Genomic DNA, 18,514 nt, shown 5'->3' on the forward strand with positions numbered 1-18,514 from the left:
GGTGAGGACGGGCGCGCTCGGGGCCGAGGTCCGGAAAACGCGCATGATACCAGTTTGGCTACAGCCGAGGCACGCGTGCCGTCGGTCCGTCCCCCGGGGCCTACGTTCCCGCCATGGCGCGCATGCGGCGGCGCAGCTCGCGCTCGCGCCGCGCCTCCTCCTGCCAGTCCTCGCGCAGCGCCCGCCACAGGGCGATCACCATCAGCACGATCACCAGCGCGAAGGGCAGGGCGAACAGGATGGTGGCGGTCTGCACGGCATCGATCCCGCCGGCCAGCAGCAGGCTGATGGCGATGCCGGCGATCAGGGCGCCCCAGACCAGCTTGACCCGGGTGGACGGATTCGGGTTGCCGCCCTGGCTCATCATGCCGAGCACCAGCACGGCCGAGTCGCCCGAGGTCACGAAGAAGACCACCACCAGCAGCGTGGCCACCACCGACATGATCTGGCCGAAGGGCATGGCGTCGAACAGCGCGAACAGCGCCGTCGCCAGGTCGGCCTTGACCGCCTCGGCCAGCGGGACCTGCTGCCAGATCTCCAGGTAGAGCGCGGTGCCGCCGAAGATCGAGAACCAGACGAAGGCCGCCAGCGAGGGCGCCAGCACGGTGCCCAGGATGAATTCGCGGATCGTGCGCCCGCGCGACACGCGGGCAATGAACAGGCCGACGAAGGGCGACCACGAGATCCACCAGGCCCAGTAGAAGATGGTCCAGTTGCCGACCCAGCTACTGTCGCGGAAGGGCGTGGAGCGCAGGCTCATGCGGACCAGTTCGCTGGCATAGCTGCCCAGGGTATTGGTGAAGGTGTCGATGATCGCGACCGTGGGGCCGAGCAGGAACACGGCGATCGCGAGTACGGCCGCCACCACCATGTTGGCGTTGGACAGGAACTTGATGCCTTTTTCGACGCCGGTCACGGCCGAGGTGAGGAACATGGCGGCCGTCACGACGATGATCGCGACCTGCGACGCCGGGCTGATCTCGAGTCCGAACACGGCGTTCAGGCCGCTGTTGATCTGCAGTGCGCCGACGCCGAGCGAGGCGGCGACGCCGAAGGCCGTGGCCACGACCGCCAGACCGTTGAACAGCCCCGACATGGCGCGTACCGGACGCCAGGGAAGGGAGCTGGTGACGGTGCTGATCAGGGGATTGCCGGCGCGCCGGTACTGGAAGAAGGCGATCGCCAGTGCCACCACGCTGTACACGGCCCAGGGATGCAGGCCCCAGTGGAAGAACACATAGCGCATGGCGGCGTTGGCCGCTTCAGGCGTGCCGGCCGTGATGCCGGGCGGTGCGGTGACGTAATGGGAAACCGGTTCGGCCACGCCCCAGAACACCAGGCCGATGCCCATGCCGGCCGCGAACAGCATGGCAAACCAGCTGCCGATCGTGAATTCCGGCTCATCGTCCTCGCCGCCGAGCTTGAGATTGCCATAGCGGCTGAAGGCGACGAAGGCGGCGAACAATACCAGGGCCAGCACCACCCACAGGTAGAACCAGCCGAAGTTGCGGGTGAGTGCGGCGAGCATGGTCTCGAAGACGCCGGCCATGTGGTCCGGGGCAAGGATGCCCCACAATACGATAAGAAAGATAAAGCCCGCAGAGCAGAGCATTTGCATGAGTTCTCCTGTTGATGCGTGCGGGCGCTCGCCGGCAGGAGCCGGGGCGAAACCGCAGGCAGAGTCGGGCGGAACAATGGCGTTCAGTATGGACCGGTCGCCACGGCACTGGCGCACCGGGTCCATGGTCCTGCTGGCGAGAGGGTAGGGATGCCAGCCGGTAGTTGGCGGGCTGCAGTGTAGCACATAATGCATTTGCACAAATGTTTTAGCAAATGAACATGTGCGTAGAGATAGTTGAATTGTGAATGGCGATCATCATGGATCGCAATTTGATTTCTATCTCAGGGAGCGCATACTGTAGTCATCCAATCGCGCTTTCAAGGAACAACATCATGTCCGCCACCTTCGATTTCATCCGCAGCCTGTTCCGTACTCCCGCCCTTGCCCATAGCGGCAACGCCGTCGATCTGCGCACGCTGTACCTGCTGAGCCGCGGCCGCGACTCGGTGTCGCCCGCCGTCCTGCGCAAGCTGGCCGACGCCGCAGCCAAGTAAGCCGCTTTCAGCGCCGTCATCAAACCCTGCCTCGTGCAGGGTTTTTTGTTTGGTGCGCCGGATATTGGCGCGCCGGAGTCGATCCAACCGGAGTAGGCTTCGTGGACAAACCCAGGGAGGACATCATGCTGGCAAATGCAGACGCAGTTGCAACGGTGGGTGTACGCGACATCGCGGCGGCGCGCGAGTTCTACGGGAAGGTGCTGGGATTGCGCGAAGGCGATCCCGGCGACTGCAAGCAGTCCGAGATCCTGTTCTTCGAGAGCGGCCGGTCGCGGATCCAGGTCTACCGTTCGGAGTACGCGGGGAGCAACCAGGCCACCGCCATCACCTGGGACGTCGGCGGGCAAATCGGGGAAGTGGTCGCCGCCCTCAAGGCCAGAGGGGCGCGCTTCGAGCACTACGAGTTTCCCGGCGCGCGGCTGGAAGGCGACATCCATGTCATGGAAGACATGGGCATGAAGGCGGTGTGGCTGAAGGACCCTGACGGGAATATCCTGAACATCAACGGCCGCTGAGCGCGGCCTGCAGGTTCAGGGGGCGAGGGGGATCACCTCGTCGCCCGCCGCCGGTTCGCAGGCGGCGCCCAGCGGCTCCCAGCCGCGGCGCACGACGATGCGTTCCTGCGTATGGCACAGCTCGACGCGGCGCGCCTGCGGCGCCCGGCGCTGCACGAAGGCTTCGATCGAGGCCGGTACGCTCACGTGCAGCGCGAGCGCATGCAGGTCGTCCACCGGGTGGTCGTTCATGTGCACCAGCGGCACGAACTGCCCGGCAAACATCATCCAGTGCGAAGGAATCCGGACCGGGCCGGCGGTATAGCCTTGCGTGCGCAGCCAGCCCTGGGCGTCTTCGCGCGCATGGGCTTTGCCGTCGAGGCCGCCCCAGGCGCTGGCGAGCAGCTCCGCCACCCAACCGTTGCAGTTCTGGTAGCGGGTGCCGTAGGCATAGGCGTTGGCGCTGTATTCCCCGCCCAGCAGGGCCAGCGCCAGGCGTTTGTCCAGCGCCGCCCCTTCGAGCAGGGCGCTGTCTTCGTCCGGCGGGAACACCAGCGAGATATGGCCGCGCGTGGGCGCATCCGCTCCCAGGGCGAAGCCGGCGACGCCCTGGTCGAACAGGCGCGGGCGCGATTCGTCGCAGGCGTAATAAAGCTGGCGCACGGCCCAGGGACCGCCGGGATTGTCGCGCAGGGCGATGCCTGCATGCGAATACAGCTGGCCGAAGCGGCTCAGGTCGAGGCCGGCGCGTGCGATGAGAGCGACGCGTGCCCCGGAGCGTTCGAGTTCGGTCTTGACCGCGCCGGCGAAACGCAGCACGCGGTCCTGCTCGGCGGCACTGATGTCGATCGACTGCTGGCAGAAGGCCGGCAACCCGGCCTGTGCGCCCGCGCTCGCGCCCAGCAGGAGCGCGGCGGCGAGCTTGCGCAACACTGGAATCAGATGGTGACCTTGCGCGAAGCCAGGTCGCGGTACCAGTCGTCCTGCAGGGCCAGGAAGAAGGAGCGCTTGCTGTCGGCGTGGGCGAACTCGAAGCCGTACACGCGTTCGCTGACCTGCACCAGCTCGCCCTTGTTCACGCCGCGCTCGGCCAGCGCGCGCTTGGGCACGTCGAGGGTGAACTCGCGCGCCGGGCCGGCGGCCACGGCACGCAGGGTCATGCGGGTGGTGTCCGGCTTGGCCGGAGCCTGGGCGATGTCGATCACGCGGTAGTCCCCCGCGGCCACGCGGTCCTCGCCGCTCGAGCTGTTGCTGGAGGCGCCGATCGAATCGGAAATACTGCCGGACGAGGCCGAACCCGCGCTCGAGGCGGACGAGGTGAAGCTGGTGGCGTGGGTCGGCGCGGCGCAGGCGGCGGCGAAAGCGGCCAGGCACAGCGCGCGGGACAGGGTGGTGAAGGTCATGGTGCTTTTCTGTGAAGAATGAATCGGAATGACGGCTATGGTACAAGCGCCGCGAACTGTTGAGAAGGCGGCCGGCAAGGAATTCTGTAAGTTCTTGTAATCCTGGCCACCAGTGTGTTGGCTTTGCGCCCAGCCGGCATCACGGCCAGCGGCTGTGGCCGTCGTGCTTGCTTGCGCGCTGATCAGGCGGACAGCAGGAGATACATCGCGCCATAACCGATGACCGCTGCCAGGATCACGAGGAGGATTCCCAGCAGCGGATACAGGTTGATTCTCGGCTTGCCTCGGGCGCGACGTTTGGAGAAGTGTCTGAAATGCTCTGTCTTGAGGATGTTCATACGGCCACCGCTTATATCGTCATGGAGGGCACATTACGCCTCGTCCCCGAAGTTTCAAGCGCCGGACCGGCATTTAACATGAATACTTACAAATTTCTTGCCTTAATTTGCGGCAGCTTAATGAAAGCCTGGATGAGCTGCGAGGAATTTTTCCGCTTGTGCACGCTAGCGTACAGACGCTCGCGTCCGACAGGCGCATACTGCGACCATCTCCTTTGATGAGCCAACAGACCGCCCTTGAGTACCATGCTGCCCACTTTCGTGACCCTGGTTGCCGTGATCGTCCTCGCGACGCTGCTGCCCTTGTTGCGATGCACGGGGTGGTGGATACGCGACCTCGATTTCCCGCGCCTGCAACTCGCCATCCTGTCGCTTGCCGTGCTGGTCGGACAATTCCTGTTCCTCGACTGGCGGGACGCCAGATTCCACCTGCTGCTGGTGGCGAATGCCGCCTGCCTGGCATACCAGGCCTGGTGGATCATTCCGTATACCAAGGTCTATCCGCATGAAGTGAAAAACGCGGTCGCCGGTGGAGCGAGCCGGCAGTTCCGTATCTTGACGGCCAATGTATTGATGCCGAACCGGAATACCGATGGCCTGGTCGCCCTGATCAGGAAGCATCAGCCGGATATCTTCGTGACCCTGGAAACAGATACCTGGTGGCAGGAAAGGCTGGATGTGCTCGAGGACGAGTATCCCCATGCGCTCAAGTGCCCGCTCGACAATCTGTACGGCATGCACGTGTACTCGCGCTTCCCGCTGGAAGACAGCGCCATCCAGTTCCTGGTCGAGGACGACATCCCCTCGATCCATACCCTGGTCGTCCTGCCCTCCGGACACAAGGTGCGCATGCATTTCCTGCATCCGACGCCGCCCAGCCCGACGGAGCACATGGAATCGACCCAGCGCGACGCCGAACTGCTGGTGGTCGCCAAGAGCGTGAACGAGGCCGGCCTGGAAACGCCGGTGATCGTCGCGGGCGACCTGAACGACGTCGCGTGGTCGACCACGACCCGGCTGTTCCGCAAGATCAGCGGCCTGCTCGATCCACGCATCGGGCGCGGCATGTTCAATACCTTCCATGCCAGCTTCTGGTTTGCCCGCTGGCCGCTCGACCACCTGTTCCACAGCGAGCATTTCACGCTGTCGCACATCGAGCGCCTGCCTTCCTTCGGTTCGGACCATTTCCCGATGCTGATCGAGCTGACCTATGACAGCGCCCGCGGCGCCGACCAGGAGGGCCTGGAGGCGGACGAGGAAGACCACGAGCTGGCCGACGAGAAGATTGCCGCCGAAGACGTCGAAGTCTCGGACGTGCACGAACCCCAACCCTAAGCGCGGCCCGCCCCGGCTCAGGCGGTCGCGGCGCCGCTCACCAGTGCCTGGGCATAGACCGTGAAGTCGTCCAGTCCGCGCTTGAGGATGGTCACCAGGGCCGGCAGCGGCGCTTCCTGGTAGTCCCACTCGGCGCGGCAGAATTCGCCGGTACGCTTGAGGTCCTCGGCCAGTACCGGCGCGATCCAGCCGTGTTCGGCCAGCAGGGTGATCACTTCGCGCTCGTCCTGCGGCAGGCCGAGGCGGGCGGTGCCGATCACGTAGTCGCCCATCTCGACCGCGGCTTCCCAGGCGCGGATCACGTTGAGGGTGGCCGCGTCCTGGCGCGTGAGGTCGCTGACGAAGGTGGTCGGATCCTTCTCGTATTCCTCGCGCGCGCGCCGGCAGCAGCGTTCGATGGTGCCGGCCTTGCTTATCAGAATGTCGTCGTCCATCGGTCCTCCGCTTGTTTCAGCCCGCTTAGATCAGGAACATCACCGCCGCCACGCAGGTCGGTCCCAGCGCGCCCAGGAACAGCCCGCCCATGCCGATCGAGCCTTCACTGAAGCCCTCGCGCAGCAGCGCGGCGCCGGCCGGATTGGGCGCGTTGGCGATCACGGTCAGGCCGCCGCCGCCGACCGCGCCGGCCATCAGCATGTACTTGGCGTGGTCGGACAGGCCCTCGATCAGCGAGCCGAGGTAGGTCAGTGCCGCATTATCGGTGATTGCCGTCAGGGCCAGCGCGCCGAAGAACAGCGCGGTCGGCTCCAGGCTGGAGACCAGGGGCTGCAGCCACCATTGCTGCATGCCGCCCAGCACCACCAGGCCGGCCAGGAAGAAGCCGACCAGCAGGCCTTCCTTCAGGATCAGCGGCGACTGGTGCTTCGGATAGGCCTGGGTATAGCCCAGGAAGAGCAGGAACAGGCCGATGAACAGCACCGGGTGGTGGGCCAGCAGCACCACGCCCGCCAGCAGGGCCAGGTGGACGGCTGAGACGACGACCGGCATGCGCACGTCCTCGACCATGCTGCCGGGCGCCAGGTGGCGGCGCAGCAGCCAGGTAATGACGCTGGCATTGAAGGTCACCGCCACCGCTGCGCGCCAGCCGAAGGTCGAGGCCATGAAGGCGCTGTCCCAGCCCCAGGTGCCGGCCACCATCAGCACCGGCGGCGCGGCATAGGAGGTGAGGGTGCCGCCGATCGAGACGTTGACGAACAGCGCGCCGATGGCGCCGTACTTGAGCCATTCGGGAATCCCGGGCCGGAACACCTGCGGCGCCAGCATCAGGGCGGCCAGCGTCATCGCGGCCGGCTCGGTGATCAGGGAGCCGCTCAGGGGCACCAGCGCCAGGCCGAGCCAGCACAGCGCCACTTCCGTGCGTACCGGAGCCAGCCGCGCAAGCAGGGCCAGCAGGTCGCGCACCGCATCCAGCACCGGCTTCGAGGCCGCGATCACCATCACCACGAACACGAACAGCGGTTCGGTGTAATGGCGCGATTCGGCATAGGCGATGGCTTCGCTTCCACCGGCCAGCAGGGCCATGCTGAGGATCAGCACGAAGGCCCAGAAGCCGAACACCACCTCGACTTCGCCCATCAGGTGGAACAGTCCGGCATGGCGCGTGTGGCGCTTGGCCAGCGTGTGGAACAGCTTGGTGGAAAAGGTGTGGACGAGGGCGATCGCGAACAGGATGGCACCGCTGAGCTGGAGCGTGGTCATTGTCTGGATGTAAATGGACGAGCCAGCATTATTCCATGATTCGCCCCCGGCGCCCGGTTTTCCGGCAGGGTGCACCTTTAGGTTTTGTCAATACCAATCGCCCGACTGGTATGTCCAAAATGAATACATCTTGCCAAATCCCGGCTCAGCGAGTACTGTACGTTTATACAGTACTTTTTTGCCAACCCACCATGATCCTGTCATCCACCCCTGGCGTTTCGCCCCCGCCCAAGCCACCTGTGGCTGAGCCGGAGGCCTTGCATCCTTCGCTCTGGCGCGCCTCGCAACTGGCGCGCTCGGGCACGCGCTGCGTCGACACCGGGCATGCGGCGCTGTCGGGCCAGTTGCCCGGCGGCGGCTGGCCCGCCGGCACCCTGGTCGAACTGCTGCAGCAACAGCCCGGCATCGGTGAAATGCGCCTGCTGCGCCCGGCCCTGCAAGCCTGCGCCGAGCGCCGCATCGTCCTGCTCCAGCCGCCCCATCCGCCGCAAGCCCTGGCGCTGGCCGCGCTGGGCCTGCCGCCCTCGCAACTGCTGTGGTTGCGTACCAGCCGCAGCGCCGATGCGCTGTGGGCGGCGGAGCAGGTGCTGCGCAGCGGCAGTTGCGGCGCGCTGCTGTTCTGGGCCAACCATGCGCGCGGCGAAAGCCTGCGCCGCCTGCACCTGGCGGCCCAGGCCGGCGAAACCCTGTTCTTCATGCTCCGCCCGCTGGCCGCGGCGCAAGACGCATCCCCTGCGCCCTTGCGCCTGGCGCTGCGCCCGGCGGCCGGCGGCATGCACATCGACTTCGTCAAGCGCCGGGGGCCGCAGCGCGACGCGCCGCTGTTTTTGCCGCTTGGTTTGCCTCTTACTTCTTCTCTCTTGCAACGACATGCGCTTGTGGATCGGCCTCTCACTACCCCAGCTGCCGCTCGAGGTGTTCAGCCCCAACTGGTGCAGTGACCAGGGCAGCGTCGTGCTGGAGCAGGAGCGCGTGCTGGCGGTATCGCCGGCGGCACGCGCGGCCGGCGTCCAGCGCGGCATGCGGCGCGGCGGCGTGCTCATGCTCATGCCCGAAGCACGGCTGGTCGAGCGCAGCAGCACGCGCGAAGCCGAGGCGCTCGATGCGGTCGCGCTGGCGATGCTGCAATACACGCCCCAGGTCGCGCTGGCCGAAGAAGCCACGCTGCTGCTCGACATCGGCGCCAGCCTGCGCCTGTTCGGCGGCATCCGGGCCCTGTGTGCGCGTGTGCGCGCCAGCCTGCGTGCGCTCGGCTTCACCGCCTCGCTCAGCTGCGCGCCGACGGCGCGTGGCGCCTGGCTGCTGGCGCGCGCAGGCGCCGCCTTTGCCGGTGGCGACGGGAGGAACCGCGGGCGGCCGTCCGGACGTTCGTTACGGATGGCTTCGCTCGAACGCCGCCTCGAACGCCTGCCGGTGGCCCTGCTGCCGCCGGCCCGGCCCTACATGTCCTGGTTCGAGGGCATCGGCTGCGAGCGCCTCGGCGAGCTGCGCCGCCTGCCGCGTCCCGGCCTGCAGCGGCGTTGCGGGCGCGAGCTGCTCGACATGCTCGACGCCGCCTACGGCCTGTGTCCCGAGCTGTTCGAGTGGGTGGCGCCGCCCGACAGTTTCCGGGCCCGGCTGGAATTGTTCGATCGCATCGAGCAGGCCGATCTGCTGCTGGCCGGCGCCCACCACCTGGTGCTGCAGCTGGTCGGCTGGCTGTGCGCGCGCCAGCTCGCGGTGGAGCGCATCACGCTGCTGATGGAGCACGAGCGCGGCCGGGTGGCGATGCCGCCGACGGCGCTCGAGATCGTCCTGGCCGAGCCGGCCTGGCGCGACGAGCACCTGGTGCGCCTGCTGAAGGAGCGGCTGGCCAGGCAGGAGCTGCCGGCCCCGGTGATCGGGCTCGGGCTGGAAGCGCGGCAGGTGAGGGCGATGGCGCCGCCCACCGAATCGCTGTTCCCCGAGCCGGGCGGCAGCGAGGAAGACCGCATGCGCATGCTCGAGCTGCTGGTGGCGCGGCTGGGAGCCGACAACGTGCTGCAGGCGCTGCCGCAGGCCGATTACCGGCCCGAGGTCGCCAACGAATGGGTGCCGGTGCAGGAAAGGGAGGGCGCCGCCCGCAGTGCGTCGCGCAAGGCCGCCTTGTGCGATGCACGCCTGCCGCCCGACGTGGCCAGCCTGCCGCGTCCGAGCTGGCTGCTGGCCAAGCCGATCGCGCTGCTGATGCGCAACCACCGGCCCTTCTACGGTTCGCCGCTGAAGGTGGCCTCGACGCCCGAGCGCATCGAGGCCGGCTGGTGGAGCGAGACCCAGACCCGCGACTACTTCATCGCCGAAGGACAGGACCATACGCTGTACTGGATCTACCGCGAGCGCATCGTCGGCGCCGGCGAGGATGCCGAACCGCGCTGGTATCTGCACGGGCTGTTCGGCTAGGAGTTCCCTCTTCGGTGCAAACCGGGCGCTTCCCTTGGCGCATTTGCGCGATACTGGCGGCAGGCGCAGCGCATTCCGGCTGCGTTGGCAATGAACAATCCCACTCCATGGAGGCCGCGTGTTCGGCTTGATGAGCAGCCGCTGGTGTAGCGACAAGGGGCCGCCCGGATTCTCTCCCGGCACTACCCGGGAAGCCGGGCAGGATGCGGGGACCCCGGTGGAAGGCGTGCGCAAGGTGCTGGTCGTGGACGACGAGGCCGACGTCGCCGACCTGTGCGAGGTGCTCCTGTCGGCACACGGCCTGGACACCGTGGTGGCCTACTCGGGCGCCGCAGCCCTCGACATCCTGGCGGCCGATCCCGAGATCGATGCCGTCGTCTCCGATGTCATGATGCCCGGCATGACCGGTCTCGAACTGGCCGAGCGCATCGCTGGGCGCTATCCCAAGGTCAAGATCATCCTGGCATCCGGCTACATGGCGCCGTCCATGTTCAAGGACCAGCCGCTGAAGCAGTTGTTCATCGCCAAGCCCTACCGGATCGAGCAGCTTCTCCGGCTGCTGCGTACCTGAAACCTCCCTCAGCTGCTCAGCTCGGCGCGCGTCAGGTGCAGCTGCCGGCGTACCACATACCCCAGTGATTCGTACAGGGCGATCGCGCCACGGTTGCTGGGATAGACGTGCAGAAAGGGCTGGTTGCCCTGCGCCATGATGCGGCGGGTGCGCTCGGCGAGCAGGTGGCGCGCATAGGCCTGGCCGCGGTGCTCGGGATGCACGCAGACCGCACTCACTTCGACCGCGCCGTCCGGGCGCATCCGTTCTCCCGCCATCGCCGCCAGCCGGCCGCCGGCGCGGACGCCCAGGAACTCGCCCAGCTCGTGGGTGCGCTGGGCGAAGGGGCCGGGATTGGTCAGCCCGGCCAGTTCGCGCATCTCCGGCGCATCCGCCTCGCCCAATACCGAGAAGGACAGCGTGGCCGGCGCCAGGTCACGCGTGGCCACCATCTGCAGCACCGGATCGAGCGGCGTCAGGCTGAGGCCGGGCGCCCGCACCGGCGCGGTGGCCGTCACCAGCATGGCCGCCTCGCCCGGCAGCAGCAGCGCCGCCAGCGCTTCCCAGGCTTGCGGACTGTCGTCGGCGAGGGCCGCGAACGGCCCGATCTCGCGCGGATAGCGCTTCGCGAGCGGGCCGCCGAGGGCGAGATGGCGGTGGCCGCCTTCCAGGGCGGACCAGACCGGCCGGTCGAGGGCGGCATGCAGGGCAGGGTGAATGGGCATGGGCGTGATCTTCTCCATTGTCGGTAGACGACATGATAGCGCCGCCGGCGCATGCTATTGTCGCGGAATCGACAGGGAGGATGAGGAAACGATGGACTACAGTGAACTGCTGTTTGCCTACCATGTGCGCGAGCTGGCGATGAAGCGCCTGGTACACGAGACGCCCGAAGGCTTGACGGCCGAGGCCGCTACCCAGTACATGTTCGAGCGCTACGAGCCTACCGTCATCGGCGTGGTGCGCGAACTGCAGAACGTCGCCACCATGATCCGCAAGGCGGTGCCGGAGGCAGCCGCCCAGGACGGCCCTATTCGCTGACCTTTCCGCGCAGCGACTTGACCCGCCCGCTGCGGGTCTTGGCGTCGAGCCGGCGCAGCTGCGAGCCGCGCGTCGGCCGCGTAGCGCGGCGCACCACGGGCACGACGGCAGCCTGGTCGACCAGGGCCTGCAGGCGCTGCAGCGCGTCGAGCTTGTTCTGCTCGAGGCTGCGCGAAGCCTGGGCCTTCAGGACGATCACGCCTTCCTGGGTAATGCGGGCGTCGCGCAGCGCCAGCAGGCGTTCCTTGACGGCCGCCGGCAGCGACGAGGCCGCCACGTCGAAGCGCGCATGCACCGCGCACGACACCTTGTTCACGTTCTGTCCGCCCGGACCCTGGGCCCGGATCGCGCTGAATTCGACTTCCGCCGGATCGATGACTGCCATTGCTTTCCCTCGCTGCGGCCAACACCGGCCGCGTCCCCCATTGTAAGGCCAGGCTTTCTTGCCGCACGAAACGAAATTGCATATAGCCCAAGGCCGGTCCCTGCGCTATGATGTCTTTACGAGTTCACCGCGCGCCGCGCCCACGTGCACGGCCATCCAGGAGGACCTTTGAACCTCTCGCCCCTGCCACTTGCCGTGTTCGTCGTCGATGCGGCAGGCACCGTCACCAGCTGGAACAAGGCTTGCGAAAAGCTGGCCGGTTATGGCGCCGGCGACATCCAGGGCATGACGCTGGACCGCATCATCGAATTCGACGATGCGCCCGGCGAGAGGCTGCACATCGCCGCGCGCGCCGACGCCGAGAACGAGGGCGTGCTGAAAACCGCCGACGGCCGGCGCCTGCCGGTGCGCGTCACGGTCGCGCCGCAAACCCTCGACCCCGAGCTTCCGGGCACCTTCAGCGTCATCGTGATCCCGCGCACCGGCCAGTTCCCGCCGCGCTATGCCCTGATCCAGGACCTGCCGGTGGCCGACATCATCGAGGCGCTGCCCTGCGTGTTCTATGTCGTCGACCAGAGCGGCCACCTGCTGCTGTGGAACCGCCTGCTCGAAGAAGCGCTCGAGATGGAGGCCGAGGAACTGCCTACCTTCAACGTCAAGTTCTTCTTCGACGAAAAGGACCGGCCCATGATCGTCGACAAGATCCTCAGCGCCTTTGAAGAGGGCAGCTCGACCCACGAGGCCGAACTGATCGGCAAGCAGGGCAAGCGTACTTCCTTCCTGTTCACCTGCTCGCGCTCCAAGCTGGGCAACGTCCCGGTCGTGTTCGGCACCGGCCTCGACATCACGGAACGCAAGCAGGCCGAGCTCGGCCTGCGGGTGCGCGAACGCGCCATGTTCTCGAGCCTGAACGCCATCGTGATCACCCGCTGCGAAGAGGACGAACACCGGATCGAATACGTCAACCCGGCCTTCGAGCGGATCACCGGCTACACGCTGGCCGAAATCAAGGGCCGCGATCCGCGTTTCATGCGCATCGAAGGCTGCGACGAAGACGAGCGCAGCCGTGTCCGCGAAGCGCTCAAGCGCAAGGAAAGCGTGCGCGCGGTGCTGCGCAACAGGCGCAAGAACGGCGAAATGTTCTGGAACGACCTGCGCATCGACCCGGTGTCGAATATCGACGGCGAGATCACGCACTTCGTCGGGATCATCAACGACATCACCGAGGCCCGGCACTACGAGCGCCGGCTGCACCACCTGGCCCACCACGACCCGCTCACCGGCCTCGCCAACCGCACCCTGCTGCAGGACCGCCTGCGCCACGCCATCGAGCACGCGACGCGCGACCGCTTCATGGTGGCGCTGGCCTTCCTCGACCTCGACAACTTCAAGCACATCAACGACAACTTCGGCCACGAGGCAGGCGACGTGGTGCTGCGCGAAGTCGCCCAGCGCCTGCGCGAGAACATGCGCGACGAGGACACCATCGCCCGCATGGGCGGCGACGAATTCGTCCTCATCATCTGCGATCCGGTCAGCCACGAGCAGGTCGCGGAGCTGGTCGAACGCATCCGCCGCAGCGTCACCGCGCCGGTGCGGGTGGGCGAACAGGACATCCTGCCCGGCACCAGCATCGGCGTCAGCATGTTCCCCGACGACGGCGACACGCCCGAGAAGATCATGCGCGCCGCCGACGCCGCCATGTACCACGCGAAAACCCTGGGCAAGAACAATTTCCAGTTCTATTCCAGCGACCTGAACCAGATCGTGCACCAGCACCTGATGCTGGAGGCGAACCTGAGCCGCGCGATCCGCGAACACGAGATGGTGCTGGACTACCAGCCCAAGGTCGACCTGCGCACCGGCAAGGTGGTGGGCGCCGAAGCCCTGGTGCGCTGGCGCCACCCGGTGGACGGCCTGATCCAGCCCGACCGTTTCATCCCGGTCGCCGAAGAAACCGGGCTCATCGTGCCGCTGGGCGAGTGGGTCATCGACGAGGCCTGCGGCGCACTCAAGGCCATGGCGGCGCTGGGCATCAAGGACTTCGTCATCGCGGTCAACCTGTCGGCGCGCCAGTTGCGCCAGCGCCAGTTTGCCGACCGGCTCGGCGAGACCCTGCGCCGCCACGGGGTCGACCCGCGCAATCTCGAGCTCGAGGTGACCGAAAGCCACCTGATGGACCACCCGGAAGAAGCCCTGGATGCGCTGACCCAGCTCAAGGCGCTGGGGGTGCGCCTGTCGATCGACGACTTCGGCACCGGCTATTCGAGCCTGAGCCACCTGCAGAAATTCCCGGTCGACTACATCAAGATCGACCGTTCCTTCCTGGGCGACGTCAGCCAGAACGGCCAGCTCGTCATCACCCGCGCCATCATCGCGCTCGGCCACAACCTCAAGCTCAAGGTGATTGCCGAGGGCGTCGAGACGCGCGAGCAGATCGCCTTCCTGCGCAAGCACGACTGTGACCAGATGCAGGGCTATTACTTCAGTCCGGCGCTGTCGCAGGAAACGCTGCAGCAGATGGTTACCAGCGACGCACGCCTGCCCGATTGATTCAGTAATCGTGGCTTTCCAGGACGGCTGCGGCTGCGGCGGCCAGCGCGCCGACGGCGGCCACCTCGATCGGCTCCGGCGTGCGGATCGTGCGGAAATAGGTACCGAAAGTGCCCAGCACCCGGCCGTCGCGCGCCGACTTGATCGGCATGCTCCAGGCCCCGGCGAAGCCCAGCGAAAGGGGCAGGTGGCGCAGCTCCGCCCACTTGTCGTCGGCCAGGAAGCTGGGCGTCAGCACGACCAGGCCGGTGGCCGCGGCGGCGGCGCAGGTGCCGAGATCCGGCGCCGGCTTGAGGCGGTCGATCGCATCGAGGTAGTCGCGCGGCAAATTTGGTGATGCGCCATTGCGCAGCAATCCGTCCCGGTCCAGTACCAGGATCGAGGCGGTGTCGCCGGACAACTCCTCGGCGGCGGCGACCAGGCAGGTCAGCGCCTGGTGCAGGGGCATGGCTTGCGCCGCCATGGCACGGGCCCGGGTGCAGGCCTCGTCGATGGTGGAACGCAGGGCGGGAGGCATGCCGGGGGCTGCCTGATCGGCGGAAAGGTCCATTGTTATACAAATGGGGTCGATTGCCGCGATGGCGAAATGAGCGGCGGCAGGGCGACGCCGACTATATCATCATCCGCCATGCGGGACTGATCCGTTTGGCAGGGCTGATTGGGAGGAAATTTTCGGCGCGCGCAGCGTCAGCCGGATGATCTCGCCCGGCTTCCAGAGACGCATGCGCGGTCCCCAGCTGCCGGCGCCGCGCGTCACGTAGAGCATCATGCCGCTCACGTCGTAGGCGCCGTCGAACTTCGCGAAGCGCTTCTGCACCGCATAGCTGAAGGGCCAGATCTGGCCGCCGTGGGTGTGCCCGGACAGCATCAGGTCGACGCCACGCGCGCTGGCTTCCTCGATGATGGCCGCGGCCGGGATGTGCGACATCAGGATGGTCGCGGTATTCGTCGGGGCCGGAATGGTGCGTGCCAGGCCGCTGGTGTAGTCGGCTTCGTTGCGCATGCGACGGCCGATGTCCTCGATCCCGGCCAGCACCAGGCCCGGCGCCAGTTCCACCTGGCGGTCGCGCAGCCAGCGCACGCCGCCTTCCTCGAATTCGCGCACGGTGGTCTCGGCGTCGCCGTAGAACTCGTGGTTGCCCGTCACCGCCCACACGCCGAGCGGCGCACGCAGGCCGCGCAGGGTAGGGGCGAGCTGGGGCTCTCCCGGCAGTGGCCGACCAACCGGATTGTCCTCGACCTGATCACCCAGCATTAACACCGCCGCCGGTTGCAGCGCGTTGATCTGCGCCACGCGCGCCGCCAGCCATTCGGAGCGGCGCTGGGCGCCGAGGTGGATGTCGCTCACCGCCACGATCACGGTGCCGTCCAGCGCCTTCGGCAAGTCCCGCATCACGACTTCCTGGTCGACGATGACTGGTGCGCGCATGCCCTGGAACAGGGCGAAGGCGGCCAGCAGCACGCCGGCGGCCGCACCGAGCGCTCGGATCTTCTGCGTATGCGCGCGCCACCAGAAACCGAAGCCGCTCGCCAGGTCCGCCGCCAGCAGGCACAGGGACATCACGAACGTGATGCCGAGCCAGGTCAGCGCGAACTGCCCCGGCCACCAGCGCCAGTCGAGGGCCTCGTCTCCGATGCGCACACCGGCAAAATAGACCAGCCAGACGAGCAGGGCGCCGACCCACCACACGCGCCGCGGAATGCGGCTGCGTACCGCATCGAGCGAATACAGGCGTGCGGCGACATACAGGTGGAACAGGGTACCGACGATATTCAGGACGATCGAAAACATGAACGCAGGAGGCTGGTGGCTGAGGGGCCTCACCATAACGCAAAATTGCTGATGCAAATAAAATTTGCAGAATGATATAAAAATCCATATTTCGTATGTCTTGAAAGTCGCTTCGCATGGCACTAGATTGGACTCACCGGATGCTCACGATGAGGTCCGGCAACATATCGCTTAACCTAAAAAGGATATACACCATGCGTACTTTCGACCTGACTCCCCTGTACCGTTCCGCCATCGGTTTCGATCGCCTGGCCAGCCTGCTCGAGCAGCGCGGCGAGCCGAGCTACCCGCCGTACAACATCGAACTGGTAAGCGAAGACAATTACCGCATCGTGATGGCCCTGGCCGGCTTCACCCGCGACGAAGTGGAAATCGTGACCGAGCGTGACACCCTGCACGTCACCGGCCGCAAGCAGAAGGACGAGACCCAGCGCACCTTCCTGCACCGTGGCATCGCCGCCCGCGATTTCGAACAGCGCTTCCAGCTGGCGAACCACGTGAAGGTCACCGCGGCCTCCTTCGACAACGGCATGCTCACCATCGAACTGGTGCGCGAAGTGCCGGAAGCGTTCAAGCCGCGCAAGATCGCGATCGGCGACGGCAACGGCAACACCCATAACGTGCAGGCGCTGGAACAGCGCGAAGCCGCCTGAGGTGCCGGACGCCTGAGTACAAGGTAGTAGTGTGAAAGAAGGGCGTCCCGCGGGGCGCCCTTTTTGACGATGGGACGCTGAAAGTTGCCTGCTTAAGCATGGTCTAAGCCAGCTTTGGGAAACTATGCCCATCGATAAGACAACATCATCGGTCAACCATTTTCATCAGGAGCACATACATGCGTAACGAAGGTGCCGTCACTGCCATCACTGCCAAACGCCTCACGCTGGCCCTGTGTGCCGCGGGCGTCATCGGCGGAGCGGTCGGTGCGCTTGCCGTCAACCATAACAACGTCGCAGCCGAAACCGCGGCTGCAGTTCCGGCACCGGCGCCTGTCGCTGCGCCGGCTCCCGCCGTCGCAGCCCCGGCTCCGGCGGCCACCGTCACGCTTCCCGATTTCACCCGCATCGCCGCCACCAACGGCAAGGCGGTGGTGAACATCCGCGTGGTCGGCAGCACCAAGACCGCGAACCGCGGCAACGTGCCGCAGCTCGACCCGCGCCACCCGTTCTATGAATTCTTCCGTCAGTTCCAGGACCCGCGCTACGGTGGCGACGGCGGCCGTGGAGCGCCCGTTTTCGGCGCCGGATCGGGCTTCATCGTAAGCCCGGACGGCGTCATCCTGACCAACGCCCACGTCGTGCAAGGCGCCGACGAAGTCACCGTCAAGCTGCAGGACCGCCGCGAATTCCGCGCCAAGGTCGTCGGCTCCGACGCGCGCACCGACGTGGCCGTGCTGAAGATCGACGCCAGGAACCTGCCGGTGGCGCCGCTCGGCAAATCGCGTTTGCTGGCGCCGGGCGAGTGGGTGCTGGCCATCGGCTCGCCGTATGGCCTCGAGAGCACCGTCACCGCCGGCGTGGTCAGCGCCACCGGCCGCAACCTGCCGGACGGCCAGGTGCCCTTCATCCAGACCGACGTCGCGATCAATCCCGGCAACTCGGGCGGCCCGCTGTTCAATACCCGCGGCGAAGTGGTGGGCATCAACTCGCAGATCTACAGCCAGACCGGCGGCTACCAGGGCCTGGCCTTCTCGATCCCGATCGACGTCGCGGTCAAGATCAAGGACCAGATCATGAGCACCGGTAAGGTGCAGCATGCCAAACTGGGCGTGAATGTGCAGCCGATCGACCAGGTGTTCGCCGACTCCTTCGGTCTCGAGTCGCCGGAAGGCGTCCTGATCGCAAACGTCGAGCGCGGCGGCCCGGCCGAGCGCGCCGGCCTGCGCTCGGGCGACATCATCCGCCGCCTGAACGGGCAGCCGATCGTGTCGCCGGGCGACCTGTCCAGTAACGTCTCGCTGTCCAAGCCGGGCGAGCGGGTGGCGCTCGACGTCTGGCGTGATGGTAAGCTGGTGCGCATCGACGCCGTCCTCGGCGACGCCAGCGAGAAGGCCAAGCGCGGCGTGGCGGAAGAACTGGCGGCGACTGGCGGCGGCGAAAACAGCGCCAAGCTGGGCCTGGTCCTGCGCCCGCTGGAGCCGATCGAGCGCCGCCAGAGCGGCATCGCATCGGGCCTGGTCATCGAAGATGCGCAGGGCGCGGCCGCGATGGCCGGCGTCGAACCGGGCGATGTGCTGGTGTCGGTCAACGGCCGGGCGGTCAACTCGCTCGACCAGGTCCGCAACCTGGTGGCGAAAGCCAACAAGTCGGTGGCCTTGCTGATCCAGCGGGGGAATGACAGAATCTTTATCCCCGTGCGGATTGGTTAAGGAGGCGTAGCGTCCTCGACCCGC

20 protein-coding genes are annotated in these 18,514 nt (G+C 66.7%); 10 read left to right on the forward strand and 10 right to left on the reverse strand.

Annotated features, from left to right (window positions below):
* Positions 1–100: 100 nt before the first annotated feature.
* The gene (locus tag ACSQ25_RS06120) at positions 101–1,618 is read right to left on the reverse strand and encodes a BCCT family transporter (RefSeq protein WP_436104822.1); all 1,518 of its coding nucleotides are present in this window, start codon (positions 1,616–1,618) and stop codon (positions 101–103) included.
* A 335-nt stretch (positions 1,619–1,953) separates the two neighbouring features.
* Between ACSQ25_RS06120 and ACSQ25_RS06125 the strand changes: the two genes are divergently transcribed.
* Positions 1,954–2,115, forward strand: a complete 162-nt coding sequence (locus ACSQ25_RS06125; RefSeq protein ID WP_436104823.1) for a hypothetical protein — start codon at positions 1,954–1,956, stop codon at positions 2,113–2,115.
* A 125-nt stretch (positions 2,116–2,240) separates the two neighbouring features.
* On the forward strand, positions 2,241–2,633 hold the full coding sequence (locus tag ACSQ25_RS06130; protein WP_436104824.1) for a VOC family protein: 393 nt from the start codon (positions 2,241–2,243) through the stop codon (positions 2,631–2,633).
* A 15-nt stretch (positions 2,634–2,648) separates the two neighbouring features.
* On the opposite strand, the gene ACSQ25_RS06135 is transcribed toward ACSQ25_RS06130, so the two are convergent.
* The 3 genes from ACSQ25_RS06135 to ACSQ25_RS06145 form a co-directional block, all read right to left on the reverse strand.
* Positions 2,649–3,542 (reverse strand): DUF2145 domain-containing protein, encoded by an 894-nt coding sequence (locus ACSQ25_RS06135; protein WP_436104825.1) that lies wholly within the window; start codon positions 3,540–3,542, stop codon positions 2,649–2,651.
* An 8-nt stretch (positions 3,543–3,550) separates the two neighbouring features.
* A complete protein-coding gene (locus tag ACSQ25_RS06140; RefSeq protein ID WP_436104826.1) occupies positions 3,551–4,015 on the reverse strand; it encodes a hypothetical protein in 465 nt (154 codons plus the stop codon).
* Positions 4,016–4,197: 182 nt separating this feature from the next.
* On the reverse strand, positions 4,198–4,353 hold the full coding sequence (locus ACSQ25_RS06145; RefSeq protein WP_436104827.1) for a hypothetical protein: 156 nt from the start codon (positions 4,351–4,353) through the stop codon (positions 4,198–4,200).
* Positions 4,354–4,599: 246 nt separating this feature from the next.
* On the opposite strand from ACSQ25_RS06145, the gene ACSQ25_RS06150 reads away from it, so the two are divergent.
* Positions 4,600–5,688, forward strand: coding sequence for an endonuclease/exonuclease/phosphatase family protein (locus ACSQ25_RS06150; protein ID WP_436104828.1), 1,089 nt, complete (start codon positions 4,600–4,602; stop codon positions 5,686–5,688).
* A 17-nt stretch (positions 5,689–5,705) separates the two neighbouring features.
* Here the strand turns inward: ACSQ25_RS06150 and hepT are convergent, their stop codons facing one another.
* Positions 5,706–6,122: a type VII toxin-antitoxin system HepT family RNase toxin gene (hepT, locus tag ACSQ25_RS06155; RefSeq protein ID WP_436104829.1), complete on the reverse strand. Its 417-nt coding sequence runs from the start codon at positions 6,120–6,122 to the stop codon at positions 5,706–5,708.
* A 25-nt stretch (positions 6,123–6,147) separates the two neighbouring features.
* Positions 6,148–7,386, reverse strand: a complete 1,239-nt coding sequence (locus ACSQ25_RS06160) for a putative Na+/H+ antiporter (protein ID WP_436104830.1) — start codon at positions 7,384–7,386, stop codon at positions 6,148–6,150.
* A 191-nt stretch (positions 7,387–7,577) separates the two neighbouring features.
* On the opposite strand from ACSQ25_RS06160, the gene imuA reads away from it, so the two are divergent.
* From imuA to ACSQ25_RS06175, 3 genes are all read left to right on the forward strand, one after another.
* Positions 7,578–8,327, forward strand: a complete 750-nt coding sequence (imuA, locus tag ACSQ25_RS06165; RefSeq protein ID WP_436104831.1) for a translesion DNA synthesis-associated protein ImuA — start codon at positions 7,578–7,580, stop codon at positions 8,325–8,327.
* Complete coding sequence (locus ACSQ25_RS06170) at positions 8,257–9,804, forward strand: Y-family DNA polymerase (protein WP_436104832.1); 1,548 nt, start codon at positions 8,257–8,259, stop codon at positions 9,802–9,804. The genes imuA and ACSQ25_RS06170 overlap by 71 nt, the downstream gene beginning before the upstream one ends.
* Before the next feature lie 118 nt (positions 9,805–9,922).
* Entirely contained in the window at positions 9,923–10,375 is a 453-nt protein-coding gene (locus tag ACSQ25_RS06175; protein ID WP_436104833.1) for a response regulator, read from the forward strand.
* Between the two features lie 8 nt (positions 10,376–10,383).
* Here the strand turns inward: ACSQ25_RS06175 and ACSQ25_RS06180 are convergent, their stop codons facing one another.
* The gene (locus tag ACSQ25_RS06180) at positions 10,384–11,079 is read right to left on the reverse strand and encodes a GNAT family N-acetyltransferase (protein ID WP_436104834.1); all 696 of its coding nucleotides are present in this window, start codon (positions 11,077–11,079) and stop codon (positions 10,384–10,386) included.
* Positions 11,080–11,170: 91 nt separating this feature from the next.
* On the opposite strand from ACSQ25_RS06180, the gene ACSQ25_RS06185 reads away from it, so the two are divergent.
* Positions 11,171–11,395, forward strand: coding sequence for a hypothetical protein (locus ACSQ25_RS06185; RefSeq protein ID WP_436104835.1), 225 nt, complete (start codon positions 11,171–11,173; stop codon positions 11,393–11,395).
* On the opposite strand, the gene arfB is transcribed toward ACSQ25_RS06185, so the two are convergent.
* Positions 11,385–11,780 carry an alternative ribosome rescue aminoacyl-tRNA hydrolase ArfB gene (gene arfB / locus ACSQ25_RS06190; RefSeq protein ID WP_436104836.1) on the reverse strand — a complete coding sequence of 132 codons (396 nt, stop codon included), beginning with the start codon at positions 11,778–11,780 and terminating at the stop codon, positions 11,385–11,387. The two genes, ACSQ25_RS06185 and arfB, sit on opposite strands and share 11 nt — an antisense overlap.
* Positions 11,781–11,948: 168 nt before the next feature.
* Here arfB and ACSQ25_RS06195 point away from each other — a divergent pair, with 168 nt between their 5' ends.
* Positions 11,949–14,333 (forward strand): sensor domain-containing protein, encoded by a 2,385-nt coding sequence (locus tag ACSQ25_RS06195; RefSeq protein ID WP_436104837.1) that lies wholly within the window; start codon positions 11,949–11,951, stop codon positions 14,331–14,333.
* A gap of 1 nt (position 14,334) precedes the next feature.
* Here ACSQ25_RS06195 and ACSQ25_RS06200 read toward each other — a convergent pair whose 3' ends face one another.
* Both ACSQ25_RS06200 and ACSQ25_RS06205 read right to left on the reverse strand, forming a co-directional pair.
* Positions 14,335–14,850 carry a GAF domain-containing protein gene (locus ACSQ25_RS06200; protein ID WP_436104838.1) on the reverse strand — a complete coding sequence of 172 codons (516 nt, stop codon included), beginning with the start codon at positions 14,848–14,850 and terminating at the stop codon, positions 14,335–14,337.
* Between the two features lie 102 nt (positions 14,851–14,952).
* Positions 14,953–16,125 (reverse strand): metallophosphoesterase, encoded by a 1,173-nt coding sequence (locus ACSQ25_RS06205; RefSeq protein WP_436104839.1) that lies wholly within the window; start codon positions 16,123–16,125, stop codon positions 14,953–14,955.
* A 194-nt stretch (positions 16,126–16,319) separates the two neighbouring features.
* Here ACSQ25_RS06205 and ACSQ25_RS06210 point away from each other — a divergent pair, with 194 nt between their 5' ends.
* Positions 16,320–16,778 carry an Hsp20 family protein gene (locus tag ACSQ25_RS06210; protein WP_436104840.1) on the forward strand — a complete coding sequence of 153 codons (459 nt, stop codon included), beginning with the start codon at positions 16,320–16,322 and terminating at the stop codon, positions 16,776–16,778.
* 179 nt (positions 16,779–16,957) lie between these two features.
* Entirely contained in the window at positions 16,958–18,490 is a 1,533-nt protein-coding gene (locus ACSQ25_RS06215; RefSeq protein WP_436104841.1) for a Do family serine endopeptidase, read from the forward strand.
* Positions 18,491–18,514 lie beyond the last annotated feature (24 nt).

Origin of the sequence: Massilia sp. LjRoot122, assembly GCF_964252725.1 — a bacterium.
Taxonomy (GTDB): Bacteria; Pseudomonadota; Gammaproteobacteria; order Burkholderiales; family Burkholderiaceae_D; genus Telluria.